This is a genomic window from Pantoea sp. 18069 (assembly GCF_902706035.1).
Taxonomy (GTDB): domain Bacteria; phylum Pseudomonadota; class Gammaproteobacteria; order Burkholderiales; family Burkholderiaceae_C; genus Comamonas.
In genome coordinates this window covers 53,964-70,218 of the sequence record NZ_CACSJA010000003.1, presented here as the reverse complement: position 1 = coordinate 70,218, position 16,255 = coordinate 53,964, and the positions used below count along the sequence as shown (strand labels likewise).

The following is a 16,255-nucleotide window of genomic DNA, read 5'->3' as shown; positions in this document are numbered from 1 at the left end:
TCGTCACGCCCAGGATGGCAGCCGGCCGCGGTCATGCGGCCCCGTGAGCCGCAGGTCACGCGGTCCGATCGGAATCAACCCTGACGGGTTGACATCCTTGATCGAGAAATACACCCGCTTGATCGTCTCGAAGTCCGTTACCTGCGCGATGCCTGGCCACTGGTACAGCTCGCGCAGGTAGTTGGAGAGGTTGGGATACTCGTGAAGGTGCTGTCGGTTGCACTTGAAGTTGCTGTAGTAGGCGATGTCGAAGCGCACCAGGGTCACGTACAGCCGCCAATCGGCCTCGGTGATGCGCTCGCCGCACAGGTAGCGACTGGAGGCCAGCCGTTCGTCGAGCCAGTCCAGGGTCTCGAACAACCTGGCGAAGGCTTCTTCGTAAGCTGCCTGCGACCTGGCAAATCCGCAGCGGTAGACGCCGTTGTTGACGTTCTCGTAGACGCGCTGGTTGATCTCGTCGATCTCGGCGCGCAGATGCGCGGGGTAGAGGTCGACCGTGCGGTCGCCCCACTCGTCGAACGCCGTGTTCAGCATGCGCATGATGTCGGCTGAATCGTTGTTGACGATCGTCCAGCGTTGCTTGTCCCACAGCGTTGGCACGGTCACCCGGCCGGTGTAGGCGGGCATTGCCGCGGTGTACACCCGGTGCAGCTCCAGGACGCCCTCCTTGGGCTCCAGGTTGCGGCCGATGCCGGTGGAAAACGCCCAGCTGCGCACGCGTGGCAAGTCGGAAAACGAGATAGAGATCACGTCCTCCAGGTTCTTCAGCCTTCTGGTCAGGATCGTGCGGTGCGCCCAGGGGCAGCCGGCCGAGACGAACAGGTGGTAACGCCCTGGCTCGGCCTTGAAGCCCGAAGATCCGTCGGCGGTGACCCTCGCCGTGAAGTTCGCGTCGGGCCGCACGAAAGCGCCATCTGCGGCATGTCGATGGGCGGCGTCGTCATCGATCCAGGTGCCATTGATCAACATTCCCATGGCGGCGATCCTTTCAAAAATGTCTGCGCGGCATGCAGTCAGGCCGGCACACGCGCCGACGTATCAACCGGGAGAGCCTCGCGACAGCGTACTTTGAAAAACGGCGGCCCGGCAAGAGGCAGTGGGCCAGCGCGGGCAGCCGCAGCAAGGCGCCAACCATGTTCCAGAGGAACGTGAAGGCCAGCAGCCTACCCATGTCGGCCTGGAATCTGATGGGCGAGATGGCCCGGTTGGCCAGCCCCCCGCCAGCGCGATGCCCATCATGTACGGCGCGCAGTCCACACCGATGCCCACTCCCGGTGCGATTACCGCCAGGGGTGGCCTCTTCAGCGGCACCTGTCGGTGCGGGCAACGGACCAACAGCGCACCGTCTCGCTGGACCGGTCCTAATCGGGCTTGATGCCCAGTTCGGGAATGAGCTCCTTCATCAAGCGGATGTCCTGCCGGATGTTCTCGGTGTACGCCGGCATATCGGCATACCGCCGCTCGGCGCCCAGGGTGTCGCTGGTCCTCTTGAACGCATCCGACTCGACCGCGATGGCGCAGGCCTGCCGCAACCTGGCCAGCGCAGGGGCGGGGGTGGCCTTGGGCGCATACAGCCCGACGAAGATGGGCACGTCGCCGCGCTCGTAACCCAGGTCCTTGAGCAAGGGAACTTCGGGGAACACGGCCGGCTTGTTGCTGGCCAGGACGGCGACGGGCCGGATGTCCTTGTTGTTCGCGACAGTCACCGATGACAGCACCGTGAGATCAAGGTCGCCGACGATCAGTTGCGTCACCAGATCGCCGGGATTGCGGTACGGAATGTGGTTGAACTTCACGCGGGCGTCCTTGGCCAGGACCTCGCCGATGATGTGCGGCGTCGAGCCGAGGCCCATCGAACCGAACGTGATGGTGCCTGGCGCCTTGCGTGCGACCTCGATGATGTCCTGCAGTGACCGATATCGCGACTTCGCCCCAACGGCCAGGACGGTGACGAAGGAACTGGTCTGACAGACGAACTCGAAGTCGTCGGCCTGGTAGCGCATGGTCTTGCGCAGGTGCGGCTGCATGCTGAACGCGCTCTGGGTGCCATAGCCTAGCGTGTAGCCGTCCGCCTTCGCGTGCTTGACGACTTCCACGCCAATGGTGCCGCCCGCGCCGTCCCGGTTCGTGATGACGAACGACTGGCCCAGCTGCTTGCCCAGTTGTTCGGCAAGGGCACGCCCCAGCGCATCGGCCGGTGCGCTGGCCGATTGGGGCACGATGATGTTGACGACTTTGTTGGGATATGTGTCCTGCGCGCCAGCCATGCCAGCGGCCAGCCCGAGGCAAGCCACAGCGATGGCACGAGGAGAAAGGAAGCAACTACTGGAATGCATGTTTGTCTCTGATTGAATTGTCAAATCACTCGAGCCCCGCGGCCGTCGTTCTGACCATTTGCGCGACCATCGGCGCCAAGCACTCGTAGCCTGTGCGGAACTGTTCCGCAGAGCTGCCGATCGCCTCCAGGCCGAGCCCCTGCAACCGCACCTGCACCCGACTGCAGCAAGGCCTCTGTCTTGGCGACTGCTCGTGCGACGACCTTGCGAGCCGCCACAATCAAATCCTCACCAATCACGACCCCATATTGCGATTCTCATCATTTTTGATTCAAATCAAAAAAAGAGTCAAGTTTCTTCATGTGGGCAAAAACCCTAGATGCTGCATCGTCCTGCAACGTCGAATGGGGACGATATCAAGCTGCAGCTTGCGGTGGATGGCGCTTGCGCAGGTCGGCGGGCACCCGCTATCCCACCCAGATGAGTCCTTCACGCGGCAACGTCCAGATAACGGGTCGCCTATGCTCTGAACCGCGGCAATGAACCGCGGGAAAACCCTTGGATCAATGGATGACTGTTGATGTACCATAATCGATCTCAATCAATTTTGAGTCAATCTGCATTTTGGTCCTGCCCGCTGGCGGATCGCAGGATCCAGCTCACAGCAGCATGGGCGCCAACGAACAACAACTTGAGTGAGTCATTGAAATATGAAGGTGCATACGCCTTTGGCAGGGAGCGGCATGGGTCTGCGCGAGCGGCGCAAGACCGAGAAGTTGGACGCCATCAAGCGCGCCGCGCGGCATCTGTTCGAGACGCATGGCTTTCACATGACGCGGATGAGCGAGGTCGCGAAAGTGGCCGACGTTGGCTTCGGCACGGTGGCGGCCTATGCATCTGACAAGGCGGGTCTGGCCGTCATGCTGTTCGTCGACGATCTCGCGCAATTGCCGCCATTGTTCGTGTCGCCCATCAAGCCTGATCGGTCCTTGCTCGACCAGTTGATGGACGACTTCTCCATCAGCTTCCGGTTCTGGGCCAGCAAGCCTGAGCTCAGCCGCGTCGTTCTGCCGTTGGTGAACCCGTCTGGCAACCCGCATGTGCAGATGATATTGGAGCGCCGCGCCCTGATGCGGCAGTGCCTGATCGAATGGATTGATCGCGCCAAGGAGCTGCGGCGCATGAAGGTCGACTTCCATTCCGAACAGGCCGCCGAACTGCTCTTCTCGCTTTACATCCATTCGGTGCACGAGTGGTTCAGTGCCGAGTTGACCGACCCCACCTTGGGTCTCGACCGGCTCCGCTATCTGCTGGAAATGCCCATGCAGCGACTCGAGTTGTAAAGCTTCCTGACGCGGTCGCCATTACGGCGTGCACAGCGCTTGGCAGCGCGACTGAACCGGACCGGCGCCAACGTCGAGATCGAACGCCGTGCGGATCAAGAGCAACCGATCACACCAGGCCCTCGTCCGCAAACGCCGCTACGAAATGCTTTTGGACCCGTGAAGCAGCAGGAAAACGCGCGCCTGGGATCGAGTTTGTGATTCTTGGCGCTGGCTTACCCAGCTTAGACCCTGAAGGGAATGAACATGGCAGGCAACAGAGGCGCCGCATACATGGGCCCAGGCAAGGTGGGCTTCGAGGTGGATATGTTCCGCTGGTGTTCAGGCCTCGCGACTGAACACTGATCTTATTTTTGCTTCCCCATGTCAACCAACGCCACTCCTTCCCCCATGTCAACCAACGCCACTCCTTCCTCCCTGTCGGCCCGCGTGCTTGCCAAGCGCACAGAGGCCGATGGCATCTGCAGTCTCGAACTCGTCGATGTCGACGGCCGCGAGCTGCCTACTTTCTCCGCCGGCTCTCACATTGACCTGCACCTGCCCAATGGCCTGGTGCGACAGTACTCCCTGTGCAACCACCCCGAAGAGCGCCACCGTTATCTCGTGGCCGTGCTGCACGACCCAAATTCCCGTGGCGGCTCCGCCGCCGTACACGAGCAGCTCAAAGAAGGCGACGTTCTGCAGATCAGCGAGCCGCGCAACCACTTCCATCTTGTGCCCGCCCAGCACGCCATCCTGTTGGGCGGTGGCATCGGCATTACGCCGATTTTGTGCATGGCCGAGCGACTGGCGCAGACCAACGCGCAGTTCGAGATGCACTACTGCACTCGCGACCCCTCGCGCACCGCCTTCCAACCCCGCATCGCCGCATCTTCGTTCGCCGACCGCGTGAGCTATCACTTCGACAGCGGCGCGCCCGAGCAGAAGCTCGACGCTCGAGCTACGCTGGGTAGCCCGGAAGCCGGCAAGCATTTGTTCGTCTGCGGCCCCAACGGGTTCATGGACTGGATCATAGCCACGGCCAAGGAACTCGGCTGGTCGGAAGACAACATTCACCGCGAGTACTTCGCTGCGGCAGAACTCGACACCTCCTTTGACGGCAGCTTCCAGGTCAAGATTGCCAGCTCCGGCGCGGTGTTGACGGTGCAGAAGAACCAGACCATCACCCAGGTGCTGGAGGCCGACGGATTCAGTCTCCCCATCTCTTGCGAACAGGGCGTGTGCGGCACCTGCCTGACCCGCGTTCTTGAAGGTGACATAGACCACCGCGACATGTTCCTGACCGACGCCGAACAGGCCAAGAACGACCAGTTCACGCCCTGCGTGTCGCGCGCCAAGGCTGGCTGCAAGACGCTGGTCCTGGATCTGTGAGCTTCTCTGGGCTTGCGAATCGAGCCACTGAACGTACGCTTTGAGCGTCAGCTTTGTTCAGCTCCCGTGCCGACTGCGGGTTTCAGGGCGTTGGTGGACTCCAAGCTGGGAACGGGCCCTACCCCCTCATGCGCCGATTGCGGTGAACAGCCCGGCAGGACCAACTTGGCCTATGTTCAACAGGTAATTGCTTCCCGGCGCCCGTCGGGAAGAAACCCTGCGTGACCTTTCCGCTCACCGGCCCGCAGTGCAGGCCCGGGACCCGCGCTGTCATCACTGCCCAGCGTGCCGTTTTGCGTGGCGCTTGCGGCGGCCAGTGCGGGGTTGCCTTCGAACATCGCCTGGACGTTGAGGTTGTCGGGGAAGACCGCCGGCATGAACCCGTAGAAGCGGGTGTCGTTGGCAATGACGAGCACCGCCAGGTACCAAGGGAATCCTCTAGGCCCAGGTCCTTCACTTTATTCAAATTTCGATCAATAATGATTCGAATCAAAATTGTGATTGCTTAGGCAGGTTGTTGCTCTACGTCGAAGAACTCACGGTCTTGATGGAACGACGGCGTACTCCGCTTTTGGAACGTCGGTAAGGTTGCTGCCGAGGGGTGGCAGCAAGAAAGCGATTGGCATTTAAAACCTCCACGGAACCTATGAAGCTGCTACGACCCGGCGCCGCAGGCGCAAAACAACCCGGTGGTGCGCTGGACGCGCATCCGGAGACACGAATCGTGAATGTGCAGATACAGACGCTGGTGGCCGACACCCGCGCCGCGCTGAACAGCGAGGGCGAGCTGATTGGCGACCCATCCACCACCACGCCACGCTTCGAGCTTTTCAGTGCCGCCAGCTCGATCTGCTCGCAGAAGGTGCGCGCGGTACTGGCCCACCACCGCCTGACTTACCTTTCACACATGATGAATCTGTTCGAGGGCCAGACCTACCTGCCGGCGCATGTACGGCTGCGCATGCTGGGCTGCAAGCAGATGGGCACGAAGCTGGTGGACCGCCACACCGGCAGCACCTCGGTTGCATCCGGTGGCGGCTGCGACGCGGCCGTGGTGCCCACACTGGTGGACTGGGACGCCGGCACGGTGGTGGTCGACTCCAAGCGCATCTGCCGGCACCTCGACGAGGCCGCTGTGGCCGATGGAGCCCGCAGCTTGCGTCCGGTCCACTTGGCGGCGGCGATTGACGCCGAACTGGACATCATTGACAACCTGCCCAACTACCAAATGCTCAGCGGCAAGCCGCCCGGGGAAGACCGCCGGCCGCCTACGCAGCGCGGCAAGAACGGCGTCGACTTCGCGATGGGCAAAGTGGAGCGCTGCGATCGCTATCTGGCTGAATTCGCGGACGACGAGGTACTGGTACGCGGCTACACCGCCAAGCGCGCCAAGGAGTTGAGCGCGGCGCAACAGCTGTTCACCGAGGAGCGCATGCAAGAGGCCTATGTCACTGCGGAAGCGGCTTGCCAGGTGCTGGAGCGCCAACTCCAGGCCGCCAAGTCCGAGTGGCTCTTGGACGACCGGTTGACGATGGCTGACCTCTGCTGGGGAATCGAACTGCTGCGCATGGGCAACATGGGCGCCGACATCTTCTGGAAAGACGATAAGCGGCCAGCCGTGGCGGCCTACGCCGCGCGACTGCGCGAACTGCCGGCGGTCCAGTCGGCGGTCGTCAATTGGCCTGGCGCGCTATTCAGCTGAAGAAAAAACGCCCAAGCTTTGACCTCAACCTTGGCGCAGCCGTACGCGCGTCACCTTTCCTGATTTCCTATGACCACGGTCCCCCCGCTTCATGATCCCGCTGCGCCCCGCCCGCAGGCGGACACCAGTTTCCTGTGGTCGGACGCGCGCCTGCTCGGCTTCGGCCCGATGGACGCAACACACGAGGAGTTCTACCAAGTCGCGTTCCGCCTGCTCACCTGCGACGAATCGAACGCACTGGCCGCCCTGCTGGGTTTCGAAGAACACGCCAGCACGCACTTCGCCCAGGAGGAAGAGTGGATGCGTAGCACCGCATTCCCGCCCTCGGATTGCCACATCGAAGAGCATGCTGCGGTGTTGAAATCCACCCGGGAGGTGCGCGCCATCCTGGAAGGCTCCGGCCCGCCCAACCTGGCGTTGGTGCACGATTTCGCTATGCACCTGTTCCAGTGGTTTCCCGGCCATGCAGACTATTTGGACTCCGCGCTTGCCGCATGGATGTCCAAGCGCACCTATGGCGGCAAGCCGGTGGTGTTGCGGCGCAAGATGTGACGCCGTAGGCACGGGCCGATGGCTGGCTGACGCCTTGTTTCGGTGCCAGCGAGTTGCCGTGGATATCGATCACATGGCCGGGCTGTGAATTGAAGATCCTGGTGTAGCTGGGGTAGAGCGAGCAGCTGTCCTTGGCCGCCGCCGCATAGCGGGCAAAGACGTCCTGCACCGCATCTTCGGCGTCTTCCGCGCGGTGCATGCACCGGCCCGGCGTTCCCTGGCTTCGCCCGTTTTCGATGCGCACAGGCGCGCGGCCAGCCCTGCCTGCGTCAAGGTCATGCCGGCCTTGGCGGGCGCACGCCTGCGTGGCAAACTATTTCGCGCCGGGATTGACCCACCCTCCTTTCCCGCGCCATCCACCATGAGTCTCGCCCTTGTTCAAAGCCGCGCCCTGCTCGGGCTGCACGCCCCCGAAGTCACCGTGGAAGTGCATCTGGCCAACGGACTGCCCAGTTTCTCGCTGGTCGGTCTGGCCGACGTAGAAGTCAAGGAAGCGCGTGAACGCGTGCGCAGCGCGCTGCTCAATGCGGGGCTCGATTTTCCCAGCAACAAGCGCATCACGGTCAACCTCGCGCCCGCCGACCTGCCCAAGGACTCGGGCCGCTTCGACCTGCCCATCGCCATCGGCATCCTCGCCGCGAGCGGCCAGATCGACGCGCGCCGGCTTGCAGGTTGGACGTTCGCCGGCGAGCTGTCGCTGTCGGGCGAGCTGCGCCCGGTGCGCGGCGCGCTCGCGACCAGCCTGGCGCTGCACCAGCAGCGCGAGCAGGTCCGCCAGGTGCTGCCGCCGGGCAGCGCCGAGGAAGCCGCCTGGGTGCCCGAATCGCGCGTGTTCTGCGCGCGCCATCTGCTCGATGTGGTCCAGGCCTTCCTGCACCGGCCCGAAGGCGCTGCCGAACCCGCGCCCACGCCGGGCTGGCAGCGCATGAAAAACGCGCCGCTGCCCGCCTGCGCCAGCGGCGCCGAAATGGCCGACGTCAAAGGCCAGGTCCAGGCCAAGCGCGCGCTCGAGATCGCGGCCGCGGGCGGGCACAGCCTGCTGCTCATCGGCCCGCCGGGCGCGGGCAAGTCCATGCTGGCCCAGCGCTTTGCCGACCTGCTGCCGCCGATGTCGGTCGACGAAGCCTTGCAGACCGCCGCGCTCGCGAGCCTGAGCGGGCGCTTTTGCGCCCAGCGCTGGGCCCAGCGCCCCACGGCCAGCCCGCACCATACGGCCAGCGCCGTGGCCCTGGTCGGCGGCGGCTCGCCGCCGCGCCCCGGCGAGATTTCGCTGGCCCACCACGGCGTTCTTTTCCTCGACGAGTTTCCCGAGTTCAGTCGCGCCGCGCTCGAAGCATTGCGCGAGCCGCTGGAAACCGGCCGCATCACCATTGCGCGCGCCGCGCAGCGCGCCGAGTTCCCCGCGCGCTTTCAGTTGATCGCGGCGATGAACCCCTGCCCTTGCGGGTTCTGGGGCTCGAAGCTGCAGCGCTGCCGCTGCACGCCCGACCAGGTCGCGCGCTACCAGGGCAAGCTCAGCGGCCCGCTGCTCGACCGCATCGACCTGCATGTCGAAGTGCCGGCGCTGCCCGCGGCGCAATTGCTGCAGACCGACGCGGACGATTCGGCAGACGCATCGCCGATGGCCGAGTCCACGGCGCAGATCCGTGAACGCGTGGTCCGGGCCCACGCGCTGGCGCTCGAACGCCAGGGCATGCCCAACCAGGCCCTGCAAGGCAGGGCTATCGACCAGCACCTGCAGCTCGCGCCCGCGGCCAGCGATTTCGTGCAGTCCGCGGCCGCGCGCCTGGGGTGGTCGGGCCGCAGCCTGCACCGCGTGCTCAAGGTCGCGCGCACCATTGCCGATCTGGCGGCCAGCCCGCGCATCGAGACGCCGCATGTGGCGGAAGCCGTGCAGTATCGGCGGGCGTTGCTGGGGCCGCATTGATGCCTGTCCGCTTGGCCCTGCGCGCCACCGACAGCGCTTCAGGGTCAGCGCCACCACGGCACAATCGCCCCATGCCCCGCGCCAAATCCCCTTCATCTCCCGCCACTGTCGACATGGTCGACACGGTCAATACCGACTTCCTGCGCACGCATGTGGGCTACAACGCGCGGCGCGCCGCGCTGTCCGTGATCGGTGTGTTTGTCGAGCGCATGGCGCAGTACGAGCTCAAGGTGGTGGACTTCTCGCTGCTCAACCTGATCGCGCACAACCCCGGCATCACGTCGCGCCAGGTCTGCGCGAGCCTGAACATTCTTCCGCCCAATCTGGTGAGCCTGGTCGGCCAGCTCGACAGGCGCGGCCTGATCGTGCGCCGCCCCCATCCGCTCGACGGCCGCGCCGTGGGCCTGTACCTGACCGAGGCCGGCCAGGCGCTGAACGCGCAGGCCGAGCAGACCGTCACCGCGCTCGAGCTCGACGCCACCGAGCGCCTCACTGCGCAGGAGCGCAAGACGCTGATCCGTCTGCTGCAAAAAGTCTACGACTGAAACCCCGCGGGTAAATCCCAGGCTCAAAGCCGCTTTCCCGTATTGATATAGTTATAAAAAATAACCAAAATCAAGGCATACGGAGAGCCACCATGACCCACCCCGACATCCATTTCGAACTGCGCGGCGATGAGCACGAAGTTGCCGTCATCCGCCTCGCGCGCAGCGCCAAGCGCAATGCGCTCAGCGACAGCCTGATCCTCGCCTTGCGCGATATTTTCGAGACCCTGCCCAGGAGCGTGCGTGCCGCGGTGATCGACGGCGAAGGCCCGCATTTCTGCGCGGGCCTCGATCTGAGCGAGCTCAAGGAGCGCGACGCAGGCCAGGGCCTGCACCATTCGCGCATGTGGCATGCGGCGCTCGAGCGCGTGCAGTTCGGCCCGGTGCCGGTGATTGCCGCGCTGCATGGCGCCGTGGTCGGCGGCGGGCTCGAACTCGCCAGCGCCTGCCATATCCGCGTCGCCGACGCCTCGACGTTCTATGCGCTGCCCGAAGGCTCGCGCGGCATCTTTGTCGGCGGTGGCGGCTCGGTGCGCATCCCCAAGCTGATCGGCGCGGCGCGCATGGCCGACATGATGCTCACAGGCCGCGTCTATGACGCGCAGGACGGCGAGCGCATAGGCCTGGCGCAATACCTCGTGCCCGAAGGCGAGGCCCTGGCCAAGGCCTGCGCGCTGGCGCTGCGCGTGGCGCAGAACGCGCCGCTGACCAACTACGCGCTGATCCATGCGCTGCCGCGCATCGCCGAGCAGCCTGCCGACCAGGGCTATTTCACCGAAGCCATGATGGCCGCGATCGCCCAGAGCGCGCCCGAAGCCAAGCAGCGGCTGAGCGACTTCCTCGAAGGCCGCGCGGCCAAGGTCAGCAAGCAATAAGGAGCACGCACCATGTCCGCCCTTGCCCTGTCTCCCGCCGCCGCCAGCGCCGCGCCCTACCGCCCCATGGCCTTTGGCGTGACCCGCGTCAGCGTGCGCGATGGCGCGCCCGGCGTGCGCTACCTCGAGGCCGACCTGCCGCTGGGCGCCTACGCGCGCCGCGTCACCGACTACCTGCTGCACTGGGCCGAAGCCACGCCCGAAAACAGCTTTCTCGCGCGCCGCGCCCGCCTGCCCGACGGCAGCAGCGGCGACTGGCAGCACCTGCGCTACGGCCAGGCACTCGATGCCGCGCGCCGCATAGGCCAGGCCCTGCTGGCCCGCGGCCTCAACGCCGAGCGCCCGGTGCTGATCCTCAGCGAAAACAGCCTGGAGCATGGCCTGATGGCACTGGGCTGCCTCTACGCGGGCGTGCCCTACTGCCCGGTGTCTACGGCCTATGCGACGGTCAGCCAGGACTACGCCAAGCTGCGCCATGTGGTCGAAACGCTGACGCCGGGCCTGGTGCTCGCGGCCGATGGCACGCGCTTCGGCGCGGCGATTGCCGCGACCATTGCGGACGACGTCGAAGTGGTGCTGGTCGACGGCCAGCTTGCCGGGCGCAAAAGCACCGATTTCGCGCAGTTGCTGGCCACCGAGGCGACCGCGGCGGTCGACGCGGCCATGCATGCCACCGGGCCCGACACCATCGTCAAGTTCCTGTTCACCTCGGGCTCGACCAAGCTGCCCAAGCCGGTGATCAACACCCAGCGCATGTGGTGTGCGAACCTGCAGCAGATCACGCTGTCGCTGCCCGCGCTTGCCGAAGCGCCGCCGGTGCTGGTCGACTGGCTGCCCTGGAACCACACGTTCGGCGGCAACCACAACTTCGGGCTGACGCTGCAGCATGGCGGCACGCTCTACATCGACGACGGCAAGCCCACGCCGGCGCTGATAGGCGAAACCCTGCGCAACCTGCGCGAGATCGCGCCCACGGTCTACTTCAACGTGCCCACGGGCTTCGAGATGATCGCCCAGGCGATGCAGACCGATACCCCGCTGCGCCAGACGCTGCTGTCGCGCGTGCGCTTTTTCTTCTACTCGGGCGCGGGGCTGTCGCAGCCCGTCTGGGACAGCCTGCATGCAACGCAGCAAGCGGCGCTGGGCGAGCGCATCATCATGGCCACGGGCCTGGGCATGACCGAGTCGGCGCCGTCGGCGCTGTTCGTCAACAGCCCCGATGTCACGGCCGGCGATATCGGCAGCCCCGTGCCCGGCACGACCGTCAAGCTCATCGAGGTCGACGGCAAGACCGAAGTCCGCTACCGCGGCCCGAACATCACGCCCGGCTACTGGCGCAATGCCCAGGCCACGCGCGAGGCGTTCGATGACGAAGGCTTCCTGTGCACCGGCGACGCCGTGCGCTGGATAGACCCCGACAACCTGCACCGCGGCCTGCGCTTCGACGGCCGCATCGCCGAGGACTTCAAGCTGGCTACGGGCACTTTCGTCAGCGTAGGCCCGTTGCGCACCAAGGTGCTGGCCGCGGGCGCACCCTATCTGCAGGATGTGGTCGTCACCGGCCTGAACCACAAGGAAGTCGGGCTGCTGATGTTCCCCACGCCGCGCTGCCGCGACCTCAGCGGCCTGGGCGCCGACGCGCCCTGGACGGATGTGCTGGCCAGCGACGGCGTGCGCGCGCAGATCGAGACCCTGCTGGGCCGGCTCGCGGCCCAGGCCACGGGCAGCGCCAGCCGCGTCGCACGCGCGCTGCTGCTGGCCGAGCCGCCGTCGCTGGACCGCGGCGAGATCACCGACAAGGGCTCGGTCAACCAGCGCGCCGTGCTGAGCCACCGCGCGGCGCTGGTCGACGCGCTGCACGACGGCAGCGCGCCCGGCATTCTCTATCCATCCCTCTGAGACCACACACCATGCAGATCCAAGGACATACCGCACTCGTCACCGGCGCCGCTTCGGGCCTGGGCGAAGCCACGGCGCGTGAACTCGCGCGCCTGGGCGCCAAGGTCGCGATTCTCGACCGCAATCTGGAGCAGGCCGAACGCGTCGCCGCAGCCCTCAACGCCGAGCATGGCCCGGGCCGCGCGCTGGCCTGCGAATGCGACATCACCGACACCGCAAGCGTCACGGCCGCGCTGGCCCGGGCCCAGGCCGGCCTCGGCGACGCACGCATTCTGATGAACGTCGCGGGCATAGGCAGCGCCAAGCGCATCGTGCAGCGCGACGGCAGCGCCGCGCCGCTCGAGGACTTCACGCGCGTGGTCCAGGTCAACCTGATCGGCGCCTACAACGTCAGCCGGCTGTTTGCCGCGGCCTGCGCCCAGCTCGCGCCGCTGGAAGGCGGCGAGCGCGGCGTGATGCTGTTCACGGCCTCGGTCGCGGCGTTCGACGGCCAGGTGGGCCAGCAGGCCTACAGCGCGTCCAAGGGCGGGCTGGTGGGCATGACGCTGCCCATGGCGCGCGATCTCGCCCAGCACGGCATACGCGTGTGCACCATCGCGCCCGGCCTGTTCGCCACACCGCTGATGCAGGAGCTGCCCGAAAGTGTGCAGCAGACGCTGGCCGCAAGCATTCCGTTTCCGCAGCGCCTGGGCAAGCCCGAAGAGTTCGCCCAGCTGGCCAGCCAGGTCGTGACCAACGGCCACCTCAACGGCGAAGTCATACGGCTCGACGGCGCGCTGCGCATGGCGCCGCGCTGAGCTGCGCCAGCCCCGCCGGCCCCCGTTCCCGCCGGTCAACGACAACCACAATGGAGACAAAAATGACGACACGACGCGACTTCATCCACACCCTCGGCGCCGGCGCGGCGCTGGCCGCGCTGCACCCGCTGGCGGCGCAAGCGCAGACGCAGGCGCATACCGTCGAGCAGGTCAAGATCTACTACGGCTTTCCCGCCGGCAGCGCGGGCGACAACGTCGCGCGCCGCGTCGGTGAAAAGCTCGCCGGCACGGCCTATTCGCGCCACGCCGGCATCGTCGAGAACAAGCCCGGCGCGGGCGGGCGCATTGCGCTCGAGACGCTCAAGACCGCCACTGCAGACGGCTCGGTGCTGGCGCTCGCGCAGGTCTCGGCGATCGCCAACTACCCGCACATCTACAGCAAGATGAACTACACGGCGCAGGACTTCGCGCCGGTGTCGATAGGCGCGATCATGCACCACGGCCTGGCCGTGGGCCCCATGGTTCCGGCCAGCGTCAAGACCGTCAAGGACTACCTCGCCTGGGCCAAGGCCCACCCTGATCTCGCCAACTACGGCTCGCCGGGCGCGGGCTCGACACCGCACTTCCTGGGCGCGCTGCTGGGCATCAGCAGCGGCGTCGAGTTGAAGCATGTGCCCTACCGCGGCACGGTGCCGGCTGTCACCGATACCGTGGCCGGGCAGATCGCCTCGGCGTTTTCGCCCTGCGGCGACTTCCTGGCCAACTACAAGGCCGGCAAGATGCGCATTCTCGCCACCTCGGGCCCGCAGCGCTTTCCCTCGCTGCCCGAAGTGCCTACGTTCGCCGAAGCCGGCTTTCCCGAACTCACGACCGAGGAATGGTTCGGCTTCTACGCGCCCGTCAAGACGCCGGCCAAGGTGCTGGCCCAGGCCAACGCCGCGATCAATGCCGCGCTCAAGGAAAAAAGCGTGACCGACAGCCTGGCCATCATGGGCCTGATTCCCCACGGCACGAGCCAGGCCGAAATGGAGCGCTGGCAGAAGGCCGAACACGCGCACTGGGGCCCGATCATCAAGCGCATAGGCTTCACCGCCGACTCCTGAGGGTCCGCGCCCCGCGGACCCTTCTTTCCCCTGCCACCCGCGCTGCGCCCGCAGCGCGCTTTTTGTTTTCTCGCATGCATTACCAGCCCCGCCCCGACGACATCGCCTTCCTGGTCTTCGATGTGCTGCAAGCCCCGGCATTTCTGCAGACGCTGCCCGGCCAGGCCGAGACCGACGCCCCATTGATGGCGCAGATCCTCGACGCGGCCGCGCAGTTCGCCGGCAAAGTCGTCGCGCCGCTCAACGCCAGCGGCGATGCCGTCGGCTGCCGCTGGGCGCAAGGCGAAGTCACCACACCGCCGGGCTTTGCCGATGCCTATCGCGCGTTCTGGCAGGCCGGCTGGCCTGCGCTCGCGGCCGCGCCCGAGGACGGCGGCCAGGGCCTGCCGCGGCTGCTCGAGATCGTGCTCTACGAATGGCTGCACGCGGCCAATCACGCCTGGACCATGGCGCCGGGCCTGATCCATGGCGCCTACGAATGCCTCAAGCAGCATGGCAGCGCCGCGCTGCAGGCGCAGTACCTCGCGCCGCTGGCGTCGGGCGAATGGCTGCCCACGATGTGCCTCACGGAAGCCCAGGCCGGCAGCGACCTGGGGCTGGTGCAGACGCTGGCACAGCCCGTGGACGATGCGGGCGCCATTCCCGACGAACACCGCATACGCGGCAGCAAGATCTTCGCGTCCAACGCCGAGCACGACCTCAGCGACAACATCCTGCACCTGGTGCTCGCGCGCCTGCCCGGCGCCGCGCCCGGCCCCAAGGGCCTGTCGCTGTTCCTCGTGCCCAAGCGGCTGCCGGGCGGCACGCGCAACGCCGTGCACTGCGAGCGCATAGAGGAAAAAATGGGCCTGCACGGCAGCGCCACCTGCCAGATGCGTTTCGACGACGCGACCGGCTGGCTCGTCGGCGAACGGGGCGCGGGCCTGGCCGCGATGTTCCTGATGATGAACGCCGCGCGGCTGATGGTCGCGGGCCAGGGCATGGGGCTGCTGGACGCCGCCTGGCAAAAAGCCCATGCCTATGCGCATGAGCGCCGCCAGATGCGCGCGCCCGGAGCGCGCCCCGCGAGCCGCGGCGACAGCGACCGCGCCGACCTGCTGATCGAGCACCCGGCGATGCGCCGCATTCTCGATGTGCAGCGCTGCTGGATAGACGGCGGCCGCGTGCTCGCCTACCGCACGGCGCTGCTGCTAGACGCCGCGCACGAACACCCCGATGCCGCGCAGCGCGCCCAGGCCCAGCGCTGGTGCAGCCTGGTCACGCCGGTGCTCAAGGCCGCCTGGACACGCCAGGGCTTCGAAGGCGCCAGCGACTGCCTGCAGGTGTTCGGCGGCCACGGCTATGTGCGCGAGTGGGGTGTGGAGCAGCATGTGCGCGACGCGCGCGTGGCGATGATCTACGAAGGCAGCAACGAGATCCAGGCCATCGACCTGCTGGTGCGCAAGGTGCTGCCGGACCAGGGCCTGGGGCTGGCGCAGCTGCTGCGCTCGCTGCACGCCGAACTCGACCCCAAGCTGGCGTTCGATGCGCAATTGCGCGCCGCGATGGCCGAATTCGACGTGCTCACGGCCGAGGTGATCGACGCCGCTCAAGCCGACGCGCAACTTCCCTATGCGGTCGCCGACGACTACCTGCAGGCCCTGGCCCTGCTGCTGCTGGGCTGGGCCTGGAGCCGCATCGCGCGCACGCCCGGCGCCGACGCCGCGCGCTGGCAGCAGCCGCTGCAGGCGCTGCGCACGCGCGTGCTGCCGCAGCTGGACCTGCGCATCGATCTCGTGCGCCGGCAAATGCCCAAAGCGGCCCTTCGACAGAGCGAACACTGAGGGCGTCGCACGCAGGCGACAGCCACGGCTTGCCAGACGGGCCGGCAGCGCGCAAGCTCCTGTCGGCGGCGCCATGCCGCC

14 protein-coding genes are annotated in these 16,255 nt (G+C 66.4%); 11 read left to right on the top strand and 3 right to left on the bottom strand.

Annotated elements, in window-relative coordinates:
* Nucleotides 1-3: 3 nt before the first annotated feature.
* Nucleotides 4-975 carry a glutathione S-transferase family protein gene (locus tag GVL12_RS04190; RefSeq protein WP_159911403.1) on the bottom strand — a complete coding sequence of 324 codons (972 nt, stop codon included), beginning with the start codon at nt 973-975 and terminating at the stop codon, nt 4-6.
* A 386-nt stretch (nt 976-1,361) separates the two neighbouring features.
* On the bottom strand, nt 1,362-2,267 hold the full coding sequence (locus GVL12_RS04185) for a tripartite tricarboxylate transporter substrate binding protein (protein ID WP_159911402.1): 906 nt from the start codon (nt 2,265-2,267) through the stop codon (nt 1,362-1,364).
* A gap of 719 nt (nt 2,268-2,986) precedes the next feature.
* Between GVL12_RS04185 and GVL12_RS04180 the strand changes: the two genes are divergently transcribed.
* Together GVL12_RS04180 and GVL12_RS04175 are read left to right on the top strand one after the other, a co-directional pair.
* On the top strand, nt 2,987-3,619 hold the full coding sequence (locus tag GVL12_RS04180; protein WP_159911401.1) for a TetR/AcrR family transcriptional regulator: 633 nt from the start codon (nt 2,987-2,989) through the stop codon (nt 3,617-3,619).
* Nucleotides 3,620-3,982: 363 nt separating this feature from the next.
* Nucleotides 3,983-4,990: a PDR/VanB family oxidoreductase gene (locus tag GVL12_RS04175; protein WP_200843490.1), complete on the top strand. Its 1,008-nt coding sequence runs from the start codon at nt 3,983-3,985 to the stop codon at nt 4,988-4,990.
* A gap of 176 nt (nt 4,991-5,166) precedes the next feature.
* On the opposite strand, the gene GVL12_RS04170 is transcribed toward GVL12_RS04175, so the two are convergent.
* Entirely contained in the window at nt 5,167-5,406 is a 240-nt protein-coding gene (locus tag GVL12_RS04170) for a hypothetical protein (RefSeq protein ID WP_159911400.1), read from the bottom strand.
* 230 nt (nt 5,407-5,636) lie between these two features.
* Here GVL12_RS04170 and GVL12_RS04165 point away from each other — a divergent pair, with 230 nt between their 5' ends.
* From GVL12_RS04165 to GVL12_RS04125, 9 genes are all read left to right on the top strand, one after another.
* Nucleotides 5,637-6,692: a glutathione S-transferase family protein gene (locus GVL12_RS04165; protein ID WP_159911399.1), complete on the top strand. Its 1,056-nt coding sequence runs from the start codon at nt 5,637-5,639 to the stop codon at nt 6,690-6,692.
* A gap of 69 nt (nt 6,693-6,761) precedes the next feature.
* Entirely contained in the window at nt 6,762-7,244 is a 483-nt protein-coding gene (locus GVL12_RS04160; protein WP_159911398.1) for a bacteriohemerythrin, read from the top strand.
* Nucleotides 7,245-7,605: 361 nt separating this feature from the next.
* The gene (locus GVL12_RS04155; RefSeq protein WP_159911397.1) at nt 7,606-9,171 is read left to right on the top strand and encodes a YifB family Mg chelatase-like AAA ATPase; all 1,566 of its coding nucleotides are present in this window, start codon (nt 7,606-7,608) and stop codon (nt 9,169-9,171) included.
* A 71-nt stretch (nt 9,172-9,242) separates the two neighbouring features.
* Nucleotides 9,243-9,716, top strand: coding sequence for a MarR family winged helix-turn-helix transcriptional regulator (locus tag GVL12_RS04150; RefSeq protein WP_159911396.1), 474 nt, complete (start codon nt 9,243-9,245; stop codon nt 9,714-9,716).
* 92 nt (nt 9,717-9,808) lie between these two features.
* Nucleotides 9,809-10,591, top strand: coding sequence for a crotonase/enoyl-CoA hydratase family protein (locus GVL12_RS04145; RefSeq protein ID WP_159911395.1), 783 nt, complete (start codon nt 9,809-9,811; stop codon nt 10,589-10,591).
* Nucleotides 10,592-10,603: 12 nt separating this feature from the next.
* Nucleotides 10,604-12,490 (top strand): feruloyl-CoA synthase, encoded by a 1,887-nt coding sequence (locus GVL12_RS04140; RefSeq protein ID WP_159911394.1) that lies wholly within the window; start codon nt 10,604-10,606, stop codon nt 12,488-12,490.
* 11 nt (nt 12,491-12,501) lie between these two features.
* Nucleotides 12,502-13,287: an SDR family NAD(P)-dependent oxidoreductase gene (locus tag GVL12_RS04135; protein WP_159911393.1), complete on the top strand. Its 786-nt coding sequence runs from the start codon at nt 12,502-12,504 to the stop codon at nt 13,285-13,287.
* 62 nt (nt 13,288-13,349) lie between these two features.
* The gene (locus tag GVL12_RS04130; RefSeq protein ID WP_159911392.1) at nt 13,350-14,351 is read left to right on the top strand and encodes a Bug family tripartite tricarboxylate transporter substrate binding protein; all 1,002 of its coding nucleotides are present in this window, start codon (nt 13,350-13,352) and stop codon (nt 14,349-14,351) included.
* Nucleotides 14,352-14,425: 74 nt separating this feature from the next.
* Entirely contained in the window at nt 14,426-16,174 is a 1,749-nt protein-coding gene (locus GVL12_RS04125) for an acyl-CoA dehydrogenase family protein (RefSeq protein WP_159911391.1), read from the top strand.
* Nucleotides 16,175-16,255 lie beyond the last annotated feature (81 nt).